This is a genomic window from Exiguobacterium sp. s48, from assembly GCF_018617395.1.
Taxonomy (GTDB): Bacteria; Bacillota; Bacilli; order Exiguobacteriales; family Exiguobacteriaceae; genus Exiguobacterium.
Window position 1 is genome coordinate 82502 of the sequence record NZ_JACSKC010000004.1, and the last position, 19901, is coordinate 102402.

General features: G+C 45.9%; 22 protein-coding genes. 9 read left to right on the top strand and 13 right to left on the bottom strand.

Annotated features, from left to right (window positions below; translation table 11 throughout):
* The first annotated feature begins 419 nt into the window (after positions 1-419).
* Positions 420-1223 (top strand): Hachiman antiphage defense system protein HamA, encoded by an 804-nt coding sequence (locus tag KNO66_RS13595; protein WP_251128160.1) that lies wholly within the window; start codon positions 420-422, stop codon positions 1221-1223.
* Positions 1213-4332, top strand: a complete 3120-nt coding sequence (locus KNO66_RS13600) for a DEAD/DEAH box helicase (RefSeq protein ID WP_214742986.1) — start codon at positions 1213-1215, stop codon at positions 4330-4332. The genes KNO66_RS13595 and KNO66_RS13600 overlap by 11 nt, the downstream gene beginning before the upstream one ends.
* A gap of 136 nt (positions 4333-4468) precedes the next feature.
* Here KNO66_RS13600 and groL read toward each other — a convergent pair whose 3' ends face one another.
* Positions 4469-6103 (bottom strand): chaperonin GroEL, encoded by a 1635-nt coding sequence (gene groL / locus KNO66_RS13605; RefSeq protein WP_196431798.1) that lies wholly within the window; start codon positions 6101-6103, stop codon positions 4469-4471.
* Between the two features lie 39 nt (positions 6104-6142).
* Positions 6143-6427 (bottom strand): co-chaperone GroES, encoded by a 285-nt coding sequence (gene groES, locus KNO66_RS13610; RefSeq protein WP_015880602.1) that lies wholly within the window; start codon positions 6425-6427, stop codon positions 6143-6145.
* A 258-nt stretch (positions 6428-6685) separates the two neighbouring features.
* Between groES and KNO66_RS13615 the strand changes: the two genes are divergently transcribed.
* Both KNO66_RS13615 and KNO66_RS13620 read left to right on the top strand, forming a co-directional pair.
* Complete coding sequence (locus KNO66_RS13615; protein WP_031424528.1) at positions 6686-7336, top strand: CPBP family intramembrane glutamic endopeptidase; 651 nt, start codon at positions 6686-6688, stop codon at positions 7334-7336.
* Positions 7337-7352: 16 nt separating this feature from the next.
* Positions 7353-7562: a YdiK family protein gene (locus KNO66_RS13620; protein WP_015880600.1), complete on the top strand. Its 210-nt coding sequence runs from the start codon at positions 7353-7355 to the stop codon at positions 7560-7562.
* Positions 7563-7576: 14 nt separating this feature from the next.
* On the opposite strand, the gene KNO66_RS13625 is transcribed toward KNO66_RS13620, so the two are convergent.
* Both KNO66_RS13625 and KNO66_RS13630 read right to left on the bottom strand, forming a co-directional pair.
* Complete coding sequence (locus tag KNO66_RS13625; RefSeq protein ID WP_214742987.1) at positions 7577-7978, bottom strand: hypothetical protein; 402 nt, start codon at positions 7976-7978, stop codon at positions 7577-7579.
* Positions 7979-7989: 11 nt separating this feature from the next.
* Positions 7990-9615, bottom strand: coding sequence for an ABC transporter substrate-binding protein (locus tag KNO66_RS13630; protein WP_214742988.1), 1626 nt, complete (start codon positions 9613-9615; stop codon positions 7990-7992).
* Between the two features lie 102 nt (positions 9616-9717).
* On the opposite strand from KNO66_RS13630, the gene KNO66_RS13635 reads away from it, so the two are divergent.
* Entirely contained in the window at positions 9718-10953 is a 1236-nt protein-coding gene (locus KNO66_RS13635) for an MDR family MFS transporter (protein WP_214742989.1), read from the top strand.
* Between the two features lie 36 nt (positions 10954-10989).
* Here KNO66_RS13635 and KNO66_RS13640 read toward each other — a convergent pair whose 3' ends face one another.
* Positions 10990-11379: a hypothetical protein gene (locus KNO66_RS13640; RefSeq protein WP_214742990.1), complete on the bottom strand. Its 390-nt coding sequence runs from the start codon at positions 11377-11379 to the stop codon at positions 10990-10992.
* Entirely contained in the window at positions 11376-11534 is a 159-nt protein-coding gene (locus tag KNO66_RS13645; protein WP_015880595.1) for a hypothetical protein, read from the bottom strand. Before KNO66_RS13645 ends, KNO66_RS13640 begins: the two co-directional genes overlap by 4 nt.
* 104 nt (positions 11535-11638) lie before the next feature.
* Between KNO66_RS13645 and KNO66_RS13650 the strand changes: the two genes are divergently transcribed.
* Positions 11639-11974 (top strand): TM2 domain-containing protein, encoded by a 336-nt coding sequence (locus tag KNO66_RS13650; RefSeq protein ID WP_015880594.1) that lies wholly within the window; start codon positions 11639-11641, stop codon positions 11972-11974.
* A 38-nt stretch (positions 11975-12012) separates the two neighbouring features.
* On the opposite strand, the gene KNO66_RS13655 is transcribed toward KNO66_RS13650, so the two are convergent.
* On the bottom strand, positions 12013-12591 hold the full coding sequence (locus KNO66_RS13655) for an NADPH-dependent F420 reductase (RefSeq protein WP_214742991.1): 579 nt from the start codon (positions 12589-12591) through the stop codon (positions 12013-12015).
* Positions 12592-12594: 3 nt separating this feature from the next.
* A complete protein-coding gene (locus KNO66_RS13660; protein WP_214742992.1) occupies positions 12595-13068 on the bottom strand; it encodes a hypothetical protein in 474 nt (157 codons plus the stop codon).
* 160 nt (positions 13069-13228) lie between these two features.
* Here KNO66_RS13660 and KNO66_RS13665 point away from each other — a divergent pair, with 160 nt between their 5' ends.
* Positions 13229-13411, top strand: a complete 183-nt coding sequence (locus tag KNO66_RS13665; protein WP_214742993.1) for a PspC domain-containing protein — start codon at positions 13229-13231, stop codon at positions 13409-13411.
* Between the two features lie 36 nt (positions 13412-13447).
* On the opposite strand, the gene KNO66_RS13670 is transcribed toward KNO66_RS13665, so the two are convergent.
* From KNO66_RS13670 to KNO66_RS13690, 5 genes are all read right to left on the bottom strand, one after another.
* Positions 13448-14794, bottom strand: a complete 1347-nt coding sequence (locus KNO66_RS13670) for an FAD-dependent oxidoreductase (RefSeq protein WP_214742994.1) — start codon at positions 14792-14794, stop codon at positions 13448-13450.
* Positions 14795-15292: 498 nt separating this feature from the next.
* Entirely contained in the window at positions 15293-15493 is a 201-nt protein-coding gene (locus KNO66_RS13675; protein WP_214742995.1) for a hypothetical protein, read from the bottom strand.
* Between the two features lie 224 nt (positions 15494-15717).
* Entirely contained in the window at positions 15718-16506 is a 789-nt protein-coding gene (gene tatC, locus KNO66_RS13680) for a twin-arginine translocase subunit TatC (protein WP_214742996.1), read from the bottom strand.
* A 3-nt stretch (positions 16507-16509) separates the two neighbouring features.
* Entirely contained in the window at positions 16510-16728 is a 219-nt protein-coding gene (locus tag KNO66_RS13685) for a twin-arginine translocase TatA/TatE family subunit (protein WP_285800763.1), read from the bottom strand.
* Positions 16728-17384, bottom strand: a complete 657-nt coding sequence (locus tag KNO66_RS13690) for a redox-sensing transcriptional repressor Rex (protein WP_015880579.1) — start codon at positions 17382-17384, stop codon at positions 16728-16730. Before KNO66_RS13690 ends, KNO66_RS13685 begins: the two co-directional genes overlap by 1 nt.
* A 150-nt stretch (positions 17385-17534) precedes the next feature.
* Here KNO66_RS13690 and KNO66_RS13695 point away from each other — a divergent pair, with 150 nt between their 5' ends.
* Together KNO66_RS13695 and KNO66_RS13700 are read left to right on the top strand one after the other, a co-directional pair.
* On the top strand, positions 17535-19436 hold the full coding sequence (locus tag KNO66_RS13695) for an ABC-F family ATP-binding cassette domain-containing protein (protein WP_214742997.1): 1902 nt from the start codon (positions 17535-17537) through the stop codon (positions 19434-19436).
* On the top strand, positions 19433-19840 hold the full coding sequence (locus tag KNO66_RS13700) for a hypothetical protein (protein WP_214742998.1): 408 nt from the start codon (positions 19433-19435) through the stop codon (positions 19838-19840). The genes KNO66_RS13695 and KNO66_RS13700 overlap by 4 nt, the downstream gene beginning before the upstream one ends.
* The last annotated feature ends 61 nt before the right edge of the window (positions 19841-19901 follow it).

Consider the following 19901-nt stretch of genomic DNA (forward strand, 5'->3'; position numbering starts at 1 on the left):
AAGTCGCTACAATCGACGAACGCGTTCTTTATTCAGTTCGATCCTGTTGCCCCGTTTTCGTCTCGGTGAGAAGCGCTGAGTTAATTCTCCGTCAGCCATCTTTTTCGCAATCCTATCAATCCATCTAAAGCATAATACTTCTTCTGAATCATCTAAACACAGCAAGCTTTTATTACTCTCCTCCCAACCCGCAAACAACCAACAAAAGGATTTCCGGGCACTTTTGAATTTACCGCTTTGCATAATTTTCCCAGTATCAAAATTAGTTAATTATAGAAATAAAGCCATATAGCTCTTGCAAATCTCTATGTGTTTGTAATATCTCCCATCCATCAAAATAATTTGATACAATTAATGAAATAGAGTTTTCACATATGTATAAAGGATGATTATCAATGACATTGACTTCGCCACCCCACATGAAATGGTTTGTAAATTCGGGTAATAACATATCAACACCTGATGGAAATAATATTGAAATTTGGGTTTTAGATTATGCTCTTGACGATGTAATTTTATCAAGTTGGGCAAAGCATTTCCGAACACATTATTGTTTAGATGAAGAAATTGACTTTTTACGAGAAGGCTACGGATATTCAAGAGCAGATTACTTAAATAAAATAAAGTTTCCAGATATATCTATTTCTCCAGGACCAAGTATACGCTCTGGAGACTTTAGTGAAATACTCGTTAGTGATTATTTAGAATACATATTAGGTTATTGGGTGCCACGTACTAGATATGGCTCTAAAGTAGTGAGGAATGAATCTTCTAAAGGCTGTGATACGTTAGCCTTTAAAATTGTTAATCCCAAAAAAGATACGCCCGAGGATACCCTTGCAATTTTTGAAGCTAAAGCTCAATTTTCTATTTCTCAAAAAAAAGCAAATCCGAGACTACAAGATGCAATAAACGATTCAATAAAAGATGAAATAAGGAGAGCTGAATCTCTTAATGCTATTAAACAGCATTTGTTTGATAAAAAGAGTTTTGAAGAATCAAAACGAATAAATCGGTTTCAAAATCCAGTCGACCGTCCATTTAAAGAGATTTCTGGAGCTGCAGCTTTATTTTCTTCACATTTATTTGATTCTGATCTAATATCTCAGAGTTCGGTTGAGCACCATCCAAATCACAAAAACTTGAAGCTAATTGTTATTCACGGCGAAAATATGATGGCCTTAGTTCATGAGTTGTATAGGAGAGCTGCAGATGAAGCCTGATCAAATGTCAAAAAAAATGTTAGGGGTTACTCGCTCCAAAGCAAAATTATACGAGTATGATGTTGAAGAAAAGTATCACATTGATATCGTTAATGATCCAGCAGCATTATTTTCGATAACTATAGGCATATTAGGAGAGATTGCTGCTCATTATAATTCTGAAAGTCCTAATGACGAGTATCTAAACGAATTACGTCTAAATCTTCAGTTTTCTGCCCATTTTTTTGATTCCTATTTAAATACCCACCTCTCTGAAGAACTTAATAATTATCTTTTACTACTAGGTTCAGCTTCTTATTACTTATGTGAGTTACCAGGAAGTTCAAAAGTTTTAGCAAGTCATATTGATAAGACAACCTTAGACCTAGATGCTTCTGAGTTAGACATTTTGTTAAGTTGGCTCCTTAATGGAGACTTTTCTGTTCAATTAAATACTCTAGAGGGAATTTATGGAGAAATTATAAAAATTTCAACTTTGCTGCAAATCTTTTTTGATTCAGGAAATCATGAAAATGAAATTTATAACTTGTTAGACTCTCTTCGTAAAAAAGCTTATAGTATGGGAACGTCTAGAGAATTACTTTTTGCTGATATCATTAGTGCTGTAACTAAAAAAAAGATAAATAATTCCACTTGGAAATGTTTACCTTATTATTCCGGAATCTCATTAGATGAATGGGGACCTATTCTAAAAAAGAAAGAATTCATATCAGAATTATGGCCTGCTCAACATTTATTAGGTGAGAATAATGTTTTTAAAGGACAGTCTGCCGTCATTCAATTTCCTACGAGCGCAGGGAAGACGAAAGCAGTAGAAATTATCATTCGAAGCCGCTTCCTAAAACAGAGAACGTCTTTAGCTGTAATAATTGCGCCCTTTAAAGCTCTATGTCATGAGATATGTAATACGCTCAACAATGCTTTTAAAGATGATAATATTCACATAAACGAGTTATCTGATAACCTTCAAATAGACTTTGATATCTCTTCAATATTTCGTAATGAACAAATAATGGTCGTTACCCCAGAAAAACTTTTATATATACTTCGAAATATTCCTCAATTATCTAAAAGGATAGATTTATTGATTTATGATGAAGGCCATCAATTTGACAATGGTACCAGAGGTATTAATTATGAATTACTTTTAGCTTCACTAAAAAAAATGATTTCAAAAGATACACAACAAATATTGATATCAGCAGTAATTAGTAACGCAGAAGAAGTAGGAATTTGGCTAAATGGAGACAATAATAAAACTATTCCTGGATCAAATCTTTCTCCAACTTATCGTACTGTAGCCTTTGCAAGCTGGCTTGATCGCCTAGGTAGACTTGAATTTGTAAACACGGATAATCCTGAAGAAAATGAATTCTTTCTCCCTAGAATCATAGAAGGACAGCAACTTAACTTAAAAGGCAAAGAAACTAAAGAACGTGTTTTTCCTGAAAAAAGTGACAGCAATTCTATTGCTTTATATTTGGGTTTGAAACTTGTGCCCAAAGGAAGTATTGCAATTTTTTGCGGGAAGAAAACTACAGCCTCGAGTCTAGCCACTAAAATTATAGATGCATATAATCGTGGACTAATTTTAAAACACCCTATTGATTTTTCCGATAAAGAAGAAGTGAATAAACTACATTATTTACATACTTGCCATCTTGGTTTGAACGAATCCATAACTAAATGTGCTTCAATAGGGATTTTTACACACCACGGAAGCATTCCGCATGGTATTAGAATCGCTATAGAACATGCTATGTCGGAAAATTTAGCTAAATTTGTGATTTGTACCTCTACTCTAACTCAAGGGGTTAACCTCCCAATCAGGTACCTCATTGTTGCAACTCTTCAACAAGGAAGCGAAAGGATTAAAGTACGTGATTTCCATAATTTAATGGGTCGTGTTGGACGTTCAGGTATGCATACTGAAGGAAGTATTATTTTTTCAAACCCTGCTATCTATGACAAACGAACTGTAAGAAATGAAAAATGGCGTTGGGAAGAAGTCAAGAAGCTCTTGACCATCGAAGAGTCGGAACCTTGTGGAAGTTCAATATTAACAATTTTTGATCCACTTCTGAGTGATAATAAAAAGGTGATTCATGAAATCGATTTTGAAAAAATTATTGTAACTTACTTTCAGAACCCCTCTCAAATTTTCAGTGGACTCGAGGAAATCGCAAATAACAAGGAAGGGTTCTCTATAGAAAACCTTAGTAGGCAGATGTATTTTAAAATAAATACAATTACAGGAATAGAAAGCTATTTGATGACGAATTGGGAAGAAAGTGAAATGAATGAGCATGAAATAATTGAACTTGCTAAAGAAACATTGGCTTATTCTTTGGCAAATGATGAAGTAAAAGAAAAAATTCTGACCCTGTTTTTAATAATTTCAAATCACATTTCAATAAACGTTCCTGAAAATTCGAAAAAAAAGTTATTTGGAAAGATGTTATATGGAGTAAAGAATTCTATAGAAATTGAAACTTGGACTCTTCAAAATTTAGAAATACTAAAAAAGTGTAGTAGTATAGATGAAATTATTTATACAATGTGGTCATTATTATCAAAAAATATTAATAATCTCACTTTTATAAAAGTTAATCCTTCTGACGTTTTACCTGAGATTGTTATAGGTTGGCTACAAGGAAAATCATTTGCCGATTTACATGAATTATTGAACACAAAAGAAGTCAAACTTAAAAGTAAAGTACGAGAAACCAACTTTAAGATAGAACAAGTGGTAGAGTTATGTGAAAATGCGTTTTCATACGAGGGTATGCTCCTTGTCGGGGCTGTGGCAGAAATAATTGAAAATCTACCAGACGATTCAAATAAAAATGTTCATGATGAATTAAGAATATTACAAAAAAGGCTGAAGTACGGTCTTCCCACGCTACAAAGTATCATGTTTTATGAACTAGGGTTTGCAGACCGTATTGTTGCCCAAGAACTTGGTTATCTTTCAAACAGATTAGGCTTTCCTAACAAACGTAAAAATGTTTTGATTGATAGTCTAAATAAGTACTCAAATGAGTATAAAAAAATTCTCCTTAAATATCCCGCTTATTTTACTATAGTGTTTAATAATTTGAACAAGTAAGTATAGAAAAGCGAAAGAAGGTAGTGACTATCCGGCCACTGCCTTCTTTCGCTATTTTCTTAGTTGTTAAAAATGAAAATAATTATACTTTATCTATCTTCAAACCAAAAATCAATAACTGTGGTTAGCAAGTGACTTACATCATTCCGCCCATTCCACCCATGCCGCCCATGTCAGGCATTGCAGGAGCGTCTTTTTCTGGCTTGTCTGCGATGACGGCCTCTGTTGTGAGGAACATCGCTGAGACAGATGCCGCGTTTTGAAGTGCTGAACGCGTCACTTTCGCCGGGTCGACGATACCATGTGCGATCATGTCGACATATTCGCCAGTTGCCGCGTTATAGCCGACACCGACTGACTCGTTCTTAAGTTTCTCGACGATAACCGAACCTTCTTCACCCGCGTTTTCCGCGATTTGACGGACCGGTGCTTCGAGGGCACGAAGGACGAGTTTGACACCAGTCGCTTCATCCGCTGTCACTTCTGCAAGCAACGCACGAACGGCTGGGATGACGTTGATGAGTGATGTACCTCCACCCGCCACGATTCCTTCTTCGACTGCCGCACGTGTCGCGTTGAGTGCGTCTTCGATGCGGAGTTTACGCTCTTTGAGCTCTGTCTCCGTAGCTGCACCGACTTTGACGACGGCTACACCACCTGCGAGTTTCGCGAGACGCTCTTGGAGTTTTTCACGGTCGAAGTCAGACGTTGTCTCTTCGATTTGGTTGCGGATCGTTTGAACGCGTGCTTTGATTGTTTCTTCGTTTCCTGCACCTTCGACGACAGTCGTTGTGTCTTTTGTGACGACGACTTTCGATGCGCGACCGAGCATGTCGAGTGATGCTGATTTGAGATCGAGACCGAGGTCTTCTGTGATGACTTGACCACCTGTGAGTGTCGCGAGGTCTTCGAGCATCGCTTTACGACGGTCACCGAATCCTGGTGCTTTGACGGCTACCGCGTTGAACGTACCACGGAGTTTGTTCAAGACGAGTGTCGCGAGTGCATCGCCTTCGATGTCTTCTGCGACGATCAAGATTGGCTTCCCTTGTTGCACGACTTGCTCGAGCACTGGGATGATTTCTTGAATGTTTGAGATTTTCTTGTCTGTGATCAAGATGTACGGGTTGTCGAGTGACGCTTCCATCTTGTCAGAGTCTGAGATCATGTATGGTGACAAGTATCCACGGTCGAACTGCATCCCTTCGACGACGTCGAGTTCAGTCGTGAAGCCGCGTGATTCTTCGATTGTGATGACACCGTCGTTCCCGACGCGCTCCATCGCTTCTGCGATCAATTCGCCGACTTCTTCGTCCGCTGCCGAGATCGCTGCGACTTGTGCGATCGCTTCTTTAGACTCGATTGGTTTCGAGATAGCTTTCAACTCTTCAAGTGCGCGTGTGACTGCTTTGTCGATTCCTTTACGAAGAATCATCGGGTTCGCGCCCGCTGTGACGTTCTTGAGCCCTTCACGAATCATCGCTTGTGCGAGGACTGTCGCTGTTGTCGTACCGTCCCCTGCGACTTCGTTCGTCTTCGACGCGACTTCCGCAACAAGTTTCGCGCCCATGTTTTCGAAGCGGTCTTCGAGTTCGATTTCTTTCGCGATTGTCACGCCATCGTTTGTGATGAGTGGTGAACCGAATTTCTTCTCGAGGACAACGTTACGTCCTTTTGGTCCAATCGTTACTTTGACTGCGTCAGCGAGTGCGTCGACGCCGCGAAGCATCGCATGACGTGCATCTTCTGAGAATTTAATATCTTTTGCCATCGTTCATTTCCCCCTAAAAAAGTTTTTGAATAATGGTGCTTAGCCTACGATTGCGAGAATATCGCTCTCGCGAACGATTAAGTACTCTTTTCCATCATGCTTCACTTCGGTACCTGCGTACTTCGAGTAGATGACCAAATCATTTTCTTTCACGTCGAGATCGATGCGCTTGCCTTCGTCCGTCACGCGGCCTGTTCCGACTGCGACGACTTTCCCTTGTTGCGGCTTTTCTTTCGCCGTATCAGGAAGCACGATGCCCCCGATCGTCTTTTCTTCTTTCTCCACGACTTCGATGATGACACGATCGCCTAGTGGTTTTAACATGGAAAAACCCTCCTCCGAATATGAATGATGTAATGTGTATCGTAAGGTTTTAGCACTCAGTTAAAAGGAGTGCTAACACTGATTAGTGTAGTATGTGTCGATAAAAAAATCAAGGGGGATACATTAAAAAATGCTCTTACTCGCGGTCAAGAGAACTTATTTGTTACAATGAAAAAAAGGTAGGTTCACTCTTATGATTAAGGACGTGTTGAATTGGCTACACTAAACTCAAACCAATCGATAAATACCCGTTTTTCGATGGCGCCTAACATTCGTCTCCGGCACCTCACCCCGATTTTACTATATGCGTTCGTCCAACTGTTCCCGCTCGTCATTAGTGAAGTACGGCCGGAATGGTTGACGGAAACGTTCGTCGGGCTCTGGCTAGCCATCGGATTCGGTGTAACGATTGTTCTGTCGATCTTGCTCATCTGGCCAGACTTGAAACAATACAAAGCCCAAGGTATCCAGTCGAACTTGAACGACACGGTCAAATGGATCGGGCTCGGGATTTTGATGCAATACGGGCTCGTCATCGTGGCGAACTTGATTGAGACGGCCATCTCTGGTGAACTGGTCGAGTCGATGAACACACAAAACATCGCCGAGATGGTGGAAGTCATTCCACTTATGATTTTGCCAGTCGTCTTACTCGGACCGATCATCGAAGAGATTCTCTTCCGTCATATTTTGTTCGGGAACTTGAACGCGCGCTTCGGTTTCTGGATTGCCTTTGGTGTCAGTTCGATTCTATTCGCACTCATCCACCAAGATAATCGGTTCCTCGTGTATATCGCGATGAGTTTTGCATTCTCGTACGCATATGCGAAGACAAGACGATTGATCGTTCCAATCGCCATCCACGCGTTTAACAACGCGCTCGTGATGCTCGTACTATTTTTAATGTAGAAATGAGGTGGCAGTTATGCCGCGACAATTAAAAGTGATGATGCTCTTCAGTCTATCGTTCGGTGTGTTGTTCACCGTCCTCGCGTACTTCTCGGTACAAGAGTACGGCTTCAGCTTCTGGACGTACTTTATCATCGCCGTCGCCGCTTACGACTTTTTCAAAGTGTATCAAATCTTGGCACTCGCCCGAAAAGTCAAAAAAGAAGGCACGGACAAATCCGCATAACGAAACCCCGAGCCTTACGAGCTCGGGGTTTTTCTTATGGCTGTCACTTTCGATCGATTCTGTATTTCTTCTTGATAGACACTCCGAATGAGCAGTCCACGCAGACCGAACACCACACCTAACAATACATAAATGGCGTCAATCAGTAGGATATGTGGTTCATTCAAGAAGAAATTGATGATAATGCTAATGACCAGCATACCGTAAATCATAATGCTCATGAGTGTCGCATCGACCTGTCTCATGATTCTCTTCGTCACCTTTTCCTCAAGTTTTTCAATCTCTTCGTGTCGATAACCATAAATCGCAAACCCTAGGCCAGTGATTGACAAGGCGACGAACTCACCATCCCATAGCGCGAACAAAAACAGTCCTACAAAAAAGACCATGAACCCAATGAGTAACTTCTTACGCATCATATCCCTCCTTAAGATGGAATCCATAGTTTGGCAAAATCAAAGTAGCCGAACAAGTCGACACAGACGTCCTTCAACTCGACCGGGAACGGGATGGTTCGCTCCTCGTTATAGAGCGGGATGAAGTACGAATTTTCTTTCAACTCGCGTTCGATCTCCCGGTGCAGCGGCAACCAGTCCTCAAACGGCAGGTCATCATATTGTCCAACCCGCTCCGTCATCCCCTCTATATAAGGGAACACTTTATGCGGGGGTGAGTACTCGTTCGTCATAAACTGTTCAAACCCGAGCGTGATGTTCCGCTCGAATACTTCACCATGAACGACCAAATCGACGTATTCATAATACGTTTTGTCATGAATCGAATCTTTGAAGCTGATGGGCACGAACTCATATGCAATGCCGTGACGCGTCAACATCTCGGCAATCCAGTCGGTCGTATCATTCGTGAAATCTGTCTGTTTGATGCGAATCGGTCGGTCGAATGTGACAGGTGTTCCTTCTGGAATGCGATACGTCTCGCTCATCGTTCCGAGAAAACCTCGGTCGTTCGGTGTTCTTCGCTCATTCAACGTCCCAATTTCCGGACGAATCTCCGCAATCAATCGATGCATATAATGCCGCGCTTCTTCATTGGCGAACACACTATTCGGGTGACTGTTCAAGATGACAAGCCCGAACCCGGATGGTGTCGAGATGTGTCCAGTTTCTTTGGAATCTCTTGATGAGATGCGATACGTCGGATCGTATCCGTCCGGCACTTTGATGAACTCGACCCGGTCCAAAAGCGCCCGCACCCCAAAATAATTCTCGAAGGCGAGAAGGACCGTCTTCTCCTTGTCATGGCGATCCAATTGAAACGGCCCAGTCCCGACACTTCCTTTGGCGATACTCGTATGGATCATCGACAGTTTCGGGATGTACGAATTCCGTCGCCGGTCGAGCGTGACGTCGACGCGATACGTGCCGTTCGATGCGATATGCCGGACGTGCCGATACATATAGCGATACGCATCTGACTGAACGAGCATGCGCAGACTCTTCGTCACATCTTTACTCGTCATGAGCGACCCGTCATGGAAACGGACCCCTTTCCGAAGAAACAAGACGAGCGTACTCCCCTGCCATTCATAGTGATGCGCAAGTTCCCCCGTGACCTCCCCGGACGCGTCAATCATGAACAGACGATTGAAGACGTTCTGGACGAGGTGGGCACTGTGGATGTCAGCCGCCTCGAGCGGATGTGTCGTCAAAAAGTGACGGCGTCGCGGGATGATGAGTGCATCGCTCGACGTTTGGACGTAACCGAACTTCTTCTCGAGCTGGCGCATGAACCGTCCTGCCTGCGCAGGCGACCAGTCCCACTCCAGTTGATTCGTCACTGCCTCGACCGACTCTTTCTCCATGCGGTCAAGCAACTGTTTTGCCAAATCACGCTCGACGTGTCGTAGCCATTCGAGACGCGTCAAATTTCCCCGTCCGCGTCCACTCGTATACGTGAGCCACCCTTCTTCTTGCCACCGTGCCAAATGACGCTTCGTCTGTTTCGGGCTTAAATGAATGGCTTCCGCCATATCGGAAATCGTGTACGCCCCATCCCGACACTCTTTCCACAATCGAAATAAATATGCATCCACGTCACATCCCCCCCTTAAAAGTGGACATCATTTCCCCATGTCGTCCATTTTTCAAATCTGTTGTCTTGTTTATCATACAGGTACAGAATGGAAGGTGACAAGATGAAATGGAAAGATATACCTAAACCAATAAAAGTTCGACTCGTGACATCATTTTTTAACCGTTCGGTCTCATTCGCCATCATGCCGTTCATGGCACTTCTCTTTGTCAAAGCGTTCAACGAATGGATAGCGGGAGTCTTCTTGATCTCGCTCGTCTGTCTCGGATACGTGATCGGGTTAATCGGGGGATACCTCGCCGATAAGTTTTCAAGAAAGCGACTTCTCGTGTTGACGGCCAGCCTCACGGCATCGATGTTTCTCGTCATGACGCTCAGTCTTCAGTTCGACCAGATGATCGTCTTTATGATCGCCTATACGATTTTCACGGTCACGAATAACCTCGGGCGGCCTGCGATGAGTGCCATCATCATCGACGCGACAACACCTGAGAACCGAAAAGCCGTTTATGCGCTCGATTACTGGTTGATCAACCTCTCAATCACGATCGGGACGGCACTCGGGGGCTGGCTCTATGTCAGCAACCAACTGTTACTGTTTTGGATTTTGACGTTCACGTCGAGCATGTTGCCGATCGCGTACGCCATCTTCCTCGAAGACACGAAACGGACGTGGACGTCCCAAAAGCTCCGCCTCGTCTTCGTCGACGTGTTCCAAAGCTATCAAATCGCCTGGCGTGACCGTCCGTTCGTCAAAGTCGTCTTCGGCTCGATGTGTATCCTCGCTGCCGAGTTCTCGATGGGTAGTTATGTCGCGGTCCGGCTCGCCGATTCATTCGAATCGCTCTCGATTGAATCATGGACAATCAATGGGGTGCGGATGATGAGTCTCATTCAAATCGAGAACACGCTCATCGTCGTCGCGTTGACGTTCTTCATTCAACGTCTCGCCTCCCGTTTCTCAAACAAGCATACGCTACTCGGCGGACTCGCGTTGTACACGATCGGATACGCCGTCATCACGAGTGCGAACTCGATGATGCTCCTCCTCGGTTTCATGCTCATCGCAACGTTCGGCGAATTGTTGTACTCGCCCGTATTGAATACGGAGAAGGCGAACATGATGCCAGAAGACCGACGTGGTGCGTACTCGGCGTTTGCCGGAACGTCGTTCGCCGGTGCCGACTTCTTATCACGCTCGACGATTTTAATCGGGTCGCTCCTCACCCCGTTCATGATGAGCGTCTACATCGGACTGTTAGTCAGCTTCGGTTGCTTCCTCGTCTATAGCGGAATTTATGTAAAAGAAAAGCTCGTCCTACGACGAGCGGCGTCCTAAACAAAAAACCATCCTTTCTCAGCGGAGGGATGGTTTTTAGTCGAGCTGTTGTTGGTACATCGCATAGATCAAGGTCAACGCCCGGATGCAGAAGATTGTCGAGAAGCCGTAAATGCTCAGCTCGAGCAACGAAACGGATGGATATTGTAGGCCAAGGGAGACCACATAGCCTACCAAACAAAGCAAGACGACAAGTGTGATCGTCCACTCATCCGACTTCCGCTTCATCTTCTCGGCTAACCCCTTCTCTTCTTTTTCTACACGCTCCCGTTGCCAAAAGTAAAAGAAAACTGCATACATCGCAAACGAGATTCTCGGAACGTCGCCTAAGAGTAAATCAAAAATGATGAGACTTAAAAATAAGTATGTCCCCAATTGATAACCGCTCTTCATTTGAAGTCGCGAACGCAGTGGTCTGTTCGTCATAATCCAATCACAGCTACGGTCAACCCACCGTAGACGAACCCGAGCACGATGGCACTGATGGCCATGCGCTTATATTGTGGATATTGATAAAGGGCAATCGCCCCACCAACGACGTGAACGAAGGCGACGATGAACGTCAAAATCGGAAAAAGCATAAAGAACCTCTTTTCTTTTCAGGAAATCATGGAAATAAATCCATTTTCCGATATACTTGAGTGCGAACTCATTATAACAATTATGGATAAGGAGTTGGAGTCCTATGTATGATTCGCGTATGGATTTGACGACAGAAGAAATGTTACTCGTGAACAGCGAAGTCGAAAAACGAAAACGTAGCTTGCTCGTCGCCTACTTGCTTTGGTTTTTCCTCGGTGCATTTGGTGCGCATCGTTTCTATTTCAAAAAAATCGGTTCAGGAATCGCCATGGTCCTACTCGTCGTCTTGACGCTCGGTCTCGGTGCATTCATCACAGGCATTTGGGCACTCGTTGATGCATTTCTCATGCCGGGTTGGCAACAACGTGAAGTTGAGCAGATTGAGCGCGAGACGATTAAGCTGCTTCAAACCCGTTCTGATCGCTATACAGGATTCTAATCAAAAAAGACGATTGAGGCATTTGCCCCAATCGTCTTTTAGCGTTCTGTTAAGTAGAAGGCGAAGTCCCGTGACTTTCGCTCTTTCACCGCATTATGAATCCAGAGCCACGCCAACCCTTCGAGCTCACGAGCAAGCTTCAGACCGTGGAGTGGATGTGTATCGAAGCCGATTTTGTTTGATAGCTCGACGACAAGCCCCACCGCTTCCTCATCTTCACCCGCGACGAACATGACGGACCCATTCGGATCGCCTAAATTCTCGACCCCGGTCTGATTGAACGCCTTCACAACTTTCGTATCCGGAATGAGTCGCTGTAAATACTCCGCACCCGATACCCCGTCCGGTCGCTCGACTTCGTTAAATTCGATGGCGATTGGATTCGTCACATCAATCAATACTTTCCCATCTAGTCCGTCGAGTGTCGGTAACAGGTCGACCGCTGCCGCGAACGGCGTACATAGCAATAAAACATCACTCGTCGAGGCGACCTCTTGTAAGGTCAACGTCCCTTCCCGCTCTGTACGTGTTCCATACAACACCTCATAACCGGCCTGTTCGAATCGCTCCCCGAGCGTGCGTCCGACTTTCCCGGCACCTAAGATTCCGAGTTTCATGTCTCACAACTCCTCGTCTGTCCGTGTGACCGTTCCTCCAAATTCTTCTGCGAGCCCATCTAAAATCGATGGATCGAACTCCTCCCCGATGGCCATGACGCCCGTCTGACCCGGTTCGATGTTTCCGACCGTTCGTTTAAACGTATCTTGAATCCCTTGCATATGCTTCACGTCTTTCGTACCACCGATGAGACCACCTGTGAGTGTCCCGAATAAGATTCCGAACGGACCCCCGAGGATTCCGACCGCCATCCCGATGAGTGCACCTTTCGTCGACTTGTTGACCGGTGCGAGCTGCGCCGCATCCTCAAACGAGAACGCCCCGTTCTCTTCACGCTTGATGACGACCAATTGTTCGAAACCGACGAGTCCATCCGAATGGTACTTTTTCAGCTTACTAAACGCCTGATACGAGATTGATTCTTCTGGGAACGTGAATGTAACGATATGATACGGTTGTTTTTCCTTTTTAGCCATGAAACATTCCTCCTCTAAGGTAGACAGCATGACACGCACTTACCCTATCCTTTTTCCCCGAGTAACTTGTAAATAATCTACATTAACAAATCAATCGGTGAGGATGTTTTATGTACTTATTATGGTAAAATTTACATATCAACTCATAAGGAGCTTTGTTATGCAACGTACACTTCGTAAGTCGGCGACCGACCGCTCCTTGTCTGGAGTATGTGGTGGGATTGCTGAATACTTTGGTATTTCTTCAATCGGAGTTCGACTCGTCTTTTTGATTCTGCCAGGGAGTTTCTTGCTTTATATGATTTTGACGAATTCCATGAAAGATGAACCACGCTATCTATAAGAAAACGCGAAAGCTGTTAGCTTCCGCGTTTTTCTATTAGGCATTCACTTTATCTTTCATCGCTTCAAGCGCTCCACTGTTCAGGAAGTACCATGGTTTGTTGTAGTGTGGTTGGAAGAAGAAGTCGACATAGGCGAGTTCTTCGATTGTCATCTCGTTTTGGATGGCTAGCGAGAGCGTGTTGACCGCTTGCGTCAAATCCGCTTTTGATAACACTTGTCCACCGACAATTCGGTGTGTTTCTTTTTCATAGACGAGTTTGAATTCGACTTTCTCTGCGGTCGGCATGAACTCCGGACGATACGCATCCTCGATGACGACACTTTCGACGTCGAGTCCAAAGAGCGCTGCCGCTTCTTCCGTCAAACCAGACGACGCGATATTCCAGTCATAGAGTCGAAGTCCTGACGTTCCTTGTGTCCCTTGGTAGCGGACGCGTGGATGCATCATATTTTCCGCGACGAGCGTTCCCATGCGGACAGCGTTCGTCGCAAGTGGGATATAGGCATGTGTGCGTGCCGGGTTGTAGTAGACGGCACAGCTGTCACCTGCCGCAAAGATGTCCGGGTTGCTCGTACGCATATATTCGTCGACGATGATGGCACCGTTTCCGAGCATGTCGACCTGTCCTTCAAGGAGCCCTGTGTTCGGACGGAATCCGACACAGAGAATGACGAGATCCGCTTCGAATTCACCTTTGTCCGTCACGACATGTGTTACATTTCCATCTGTACCACGGAACGCCTCGACCGTCTGACCGAGTTCAAGGTCGATTCCGCGACTGGTCATGTCTGTTTCTAATTGATCCGTGAACGACTTATCGAGATATTTGTTCAAGATGCGGTCGGCACTATCGATGAAGGTGACATGTTTCCCGTATGCTTCGAACGCCTCGACGAGTTCGACCCCGATATAGCCCGCCCCAATGACAGCAATCTTCGTCGCATCTGTCGCACGCTCGATGATGCGTTGGGCATGCGCATAGTTTTTACAGAGCTCGATTCCATTCATTTCGATTCCTGGGAGCGTTGGGACGATCGGCCATGAACCCGTCGTAACAATCAAGCGATCATACGTGTCATGCACGTCTTCCCCGGTCTCAAGATTTTTGGCGTGGACCGTCTTCGCTTCAGCATCGATCGACAAGACGTCATGTTTCATGCGCATCGTTGCACCGAGTTCTTCAAGTTCACGTGGAGACGAGTAGAATAACTCTTCCGCACGTTGGACGACCCCACCGACGTGGAGCGCAATCCCACACGAGAGGAAGCTGACGTTGTCGTTCCGCTCGTAAACGGTGATATCGAGATTGTCGTGCTTGGCGAGTAATCCTTTGACTGCTGCTGTCCCTGCGTGTGTACATCCAATGACTGCGATTTTCATATGAGTCGTCTCTCCTTTTATGTTAGACAGTACGTTTCGTTTTTATTGTGATAAATATCACATTTACTTCTTGACCTTAGTGTACTATTTCACAATATAAGGTTCAACGACTATGCTCACTATTTCACGTAAAAGTGTCTAAAGTTTGAACAGCAAAAATCCGCTCATTCTCATGACCGGACTCGTCGCTTTTTCAATAGATGATAGCTTATTACAAATAGATGCACGATCAAACCGAAGACGTTCATGCAAAGTCCGACGACCGCCCACCACAGTGCTCCCCAGCCGTACCCAAACGTCAGACTGCCAATTAGTAGTATATAGCCACTTACGGCCAATACTGTATTTAAGATTAATGGAAAAGGCCTTTGTTTTTTCGTTCGAATCATTTGATATGTTGAAATGATGACTCCCAGTGTGAGTCCAAACAGCAGTACGAGCAAAATGGTGATGTCATTCATCCTTATTTACCTCCATAACTTGATTGGAAAGACGCTTTCAAGACTGTCCCTCACGTCTTATTTTCAGCTTCTGATAAATGACAATGCCAACGTGAAGAATCATACCAAGTACGTACAAGATCAACCCTAGTGCAATCCAACCGAGTGCATCCCAACCACGTACGATTGTCATTCCGACAAGAAATAAGATATAGCCAGTTACGAGTAGCAACGACGAGACGAGGAATTGACGTCGCAATCGAGATTTGATAGAGAAAAACAAGAAAAGTAGTAGGATGGTTGTCAGAGCGCCTAGCAATATAAAGTCTTCTCCGTTGTACTCTCAAATCATCGTGCCTCCCCCTTCACTGTGCGACTCATTTTATTGTAACACATGAAATGGAAAATTATCTCAATCACTCATACCGTATGACATCAGCTTGAAACGACAAAAAAAGCATCATTCCAATTACGGAACGATGCTCATTTCTCATTCATCTGTTTCATTAAATCCATCTGTTCTTGCACCATCGCCTCTTTTTCCCGACGCAGCACCCCTTTGTAGGCGACGCGTGAAATCGATAAACTGATTTCATATAGGAAGAAGAGTGGCAATGATACCATGAGGTGCGATGTCAAATCCGGCGGTGTGATGAATGCCGCGACCACGAATAGCGCAAAATACGCATACTTACGAATCTTCGATAAGAAGTACGGTGTCACGACACCGATTCGAGTGAGGAACATCGTCACGACCGGCAATTGGAACAATAGACCGAACGGGATCGTCAGTTGCAACAAGAACGTGAAGTAATTGTTCGCCCCGATGATTTGTTCGAGTCCGAGGTCTTGCCCGAGGTCCGTCGAGATATCGAGGACGAGCGGGAACAACCAGTAGTAGGCGAACGCAAGACCGATCAAGAACAGTCCGAAGATGATCGGGATATAGGCGAGCGTGCCTTTCCGTTCATTCGGATGCAGACCGGGTGCGACAAACGCCCACACTTGATACAGTAGGAATGGGCTCGCTGCAATCAGACCGATAATGAGCGCCAAGTTCAAGTAAATCATGAGCGGGTCCGCGACCCCAAAGGCGTTCAGTTCGAGCCCGCGTTCGACGAGATCTTCTTGCAAGTACGCGAGTACATATTTGACACTCGGCAAAGCCATCAAAAAGAAGGCAAAGACGACAAATGCAGATAGCATCAGTCGTCTCCGCAGCTCTGTCAAGTGATCGGTGAGTTCCCGCTCTTGATCAGGTTGATGATTCATGGCTTACTGCTCTTTCTTTTCGATAGCTTTCTTGTCATTCTCGTCGTGCTCGCTCATCATGCCATTCGTTGCATTTTTGAACTCACGAAGCGTTTGCCCGGCCGCGCGACCAAACTCCGGCAATTTCTTCGGTCCGAAGAGAATAAGCGCGATGATGGCGATGACGAAAATACTGACGCCACCAGGCATACCGACGACGAGTGATGATGCTAGTAATTCCATTATTGATGGACCCCCTCAGCGGTTGGATAGTGTTGCATAAAGTAAATGAGTGACTGCAGCTCAATCGACAAATCGATGTGATGGACGCGAACCGTGTCCGGTACGGTGAGTCGTGCCGGTGTGAAGTTCAAGATGCCCTTGATTCCGAAACGGACCAAGTCGTCTGCGACGGACTGCGCATAGGCAGAAGGTACCGTCAAAATGGCGACGTCGATCTTGTTTTGCTTCATAATTTGTTCCATCTCATCGACGTGATGAATTGGGACGCCTGACATCGTCGTGCCGACTTTTGTCTCGTCTGCGTCGAACCCGACGACGATATGTGTGTTATTGTTTTTAAGGAAGTTATAGTTGACGAATGCCGTCCCAAGGTGACCGACCCCGACCAAGGCGACATTCGTAATCTCGTCCTGATTCAGTGTCTTTCGGAAAAAGTCTAACAGATACTGCACGTTATAGCCATATCCCTTTTTACCGAGCGCACCGAAGTACGAGAAATCACGGCGAATCGTAGCCGAATCGACCTTGACCGCCTCACTCAGTTCTGCTGAAGAGACACGCTGTTTCCCTGACGCGTGCAGGCTTTGAATAAATCGATAGTATAGTGGCAACCGTTTGGCTGTCGCTTGTGGAATCTTTGGTTCGTTTTGACTCAACGGAAAGAGCCTCCTTTTTACGACACGTTACAAACGAATCTGAATTTCATACACCTTGATTGTAAACGAATTCACATGACCACTCAACGAATATACCTAAAATCGCTGAAAAATACAGTATACTAAATAGAGAGAAAGGGGTTTTTTCACTTGATCCTACTGCAAGTCAATAACTTATCCAAATCCTTCGGCGTCGAGCCGATTTTAGAAAACGTCAAACTCGAAATCCAGGAAGGCGAACGCGTCGCACTCGTCGGCCGTAACGGGGCCGGTAAGTCGACGCTTTTGAAAGTCATCGCAGGTGAATATAACTATGACTCTGGGGACATCATGAAACCAAAAGACGTCACCATCGGCTATCTCGCCCAAGACTCAGGGCTCGAATCCGACGAAACGATCTGGAACGAGATGCTCACCGTCTTCACGGACTTGATCGAGCAAGAGAAGACGCTCCGTCGCATGGAAGCTGACATGGGATCGGAACGGATCCTAAATGACTCTGCGGCTTACGAACGTCTCCTCTCCTCTTACGATGAAGAACAGCACACGTTCAAAGAGCGCGGCGGTTACCAGTATGAAGCGACCATCCGCTCGGTCCTTCACGGGATGCGCTTCTATCCGGACGACTTCGAACGTCGGATCGATACGCTCTCTGGTGGACAACGGACACGTCTCGCCTTAGCGAAGATGCTCCTTCAAAGTCCCGACCTGCTCATCTTGGACGAGCCGACGAACCATTTGGACATCGAGACGCTTGCCTGGCTTGAGAAGTACTTGAGCGGCTATAAAGGCGCCGTCCTCATCGTCTCCCACGACCGATACTTCCTCGACCGCGTCGTCTCGGTCGTCTATGAGCTGTCACGTCACCGCAGCCGTCGCTTCGTCGGGAACTATACAAAGTATCTCGAGCAGAAGGCTGCCCTCTACGAACAAGAGAAGAAGCAGTTTGAATCGCAACAAGAAGAGATTGCCAAGATGCAGGACTTCATTCAACGAAATATCGCCCGGGCGACGACGACGAAACGGGCACAAAGTGTGCGAAAGCGTCTGGAGAAAGTCGACCGTCTCGATGCTCCGGATGGTGACGAACGCAGTGCCGTTCTCTCATTCTCCATCAAACGACAGAGCGGGAACGATGTGTTGAGCGCGAGTGACCTCGCTATCGGGTATGAGGAACCGATTGCCCAAAATCTCCGCTTCCAGCTACAGCGCGGGGAATCCGTCGCTCTCGTCGGTCCGAACGGGGTCGGAAAGTCGACATTACTAAAAGTGTTGACGAAACAACAAGCCGCCCTTACCGGTGACATCCGTTACGGGACCGGCGTCGAAATCGGCTACTACGATCAGGAGCAACAGAACTTGTCTGACGCGAACCGTGTCATCGATGAGATTTGGAACGACTGGCCGCTCATGCGCGAGCAAGAAGTTCGGAGTCTTCTCGGACAGTTCCTCTTCAGCGGCGATGACGTCATGAAGCGTGTACACGAACTATCCGGTGGCGAACGGGCACGCCTCACGTTGGCCAAGCTGAAGCTTGAGCAACCAAACCTGCTCATCCTAGACGAGCCGACGAACCACTTGGACCTCGACTCGAAGATGATCTTAGAGAATGCCCTTCTCGACTATCCGGGCACGATTCTCTTCGTCTCGCACGACCGCTACTTCATCGACCGTCTCGCGACGCGTGTGCTAGAGATCACGCCGAACGGTATCGACGAGTATCTCGGGGACTACTCGTACTATGTCGAGAAGAAAGAAGAGCTCGAGGAACTCGCGCGACTCGCCCGTGAGGAGACGAAGCAGGTCGTCGTGAAAAAACAGCGCGCCGATAAAGAACAGCAACGGGAAGAGCGCCGCATCAAACAGCGCATCGAAGAGATTGAACTGGCAATCGAGCAACATGAGAATCGTCTCGATGAGATTGAACAGTTGCTTTGTGAGCCGGACGTCTTCAACGACTTCGCCCGCGCACAAGAATTATCGACTGAATCGGATGCAGCGAAAGAATCGATCACCGCGCTTTATGCGGAATGGGAGGAACTCCATACATGATGCGTACCCGTGCCATGCGAATCGAGTTCATTCAAGCGTTCCTCACGGGACTCGCTTATATCGTGCCGACCGGGACCGAGTTCGTGTCTGAACTCATCCGCGGGGAGCCGACAATCGTCCCGTCTATTCTCTTTTTCTTCCTACCTGTCGTCATCGGTTTTATCATCCAGACGTGGCCTGGAATCTTGCTTAGTCTCTTCAGCGGACTACTCATGAGCACGCTCTTCATCCGGATCGTCGTCTGGCCGGTCGATGTGACCGTTCATACGTTCTATGCGCCTGGATCGGTATGGGCCCACTTCTATGAAGAGACGCTCTTCATGTGGATCCTCGCCCTTCTTGTGTTTATCGTGAGCCGCATCAATACGTGGCATCGAGAGAATTATCGACAACCAAAAGCGTGAACAGACCGTCCTCTTTTCGAAGGGGACGACTTTTTCATTTATGTATAAATATATTTATAGA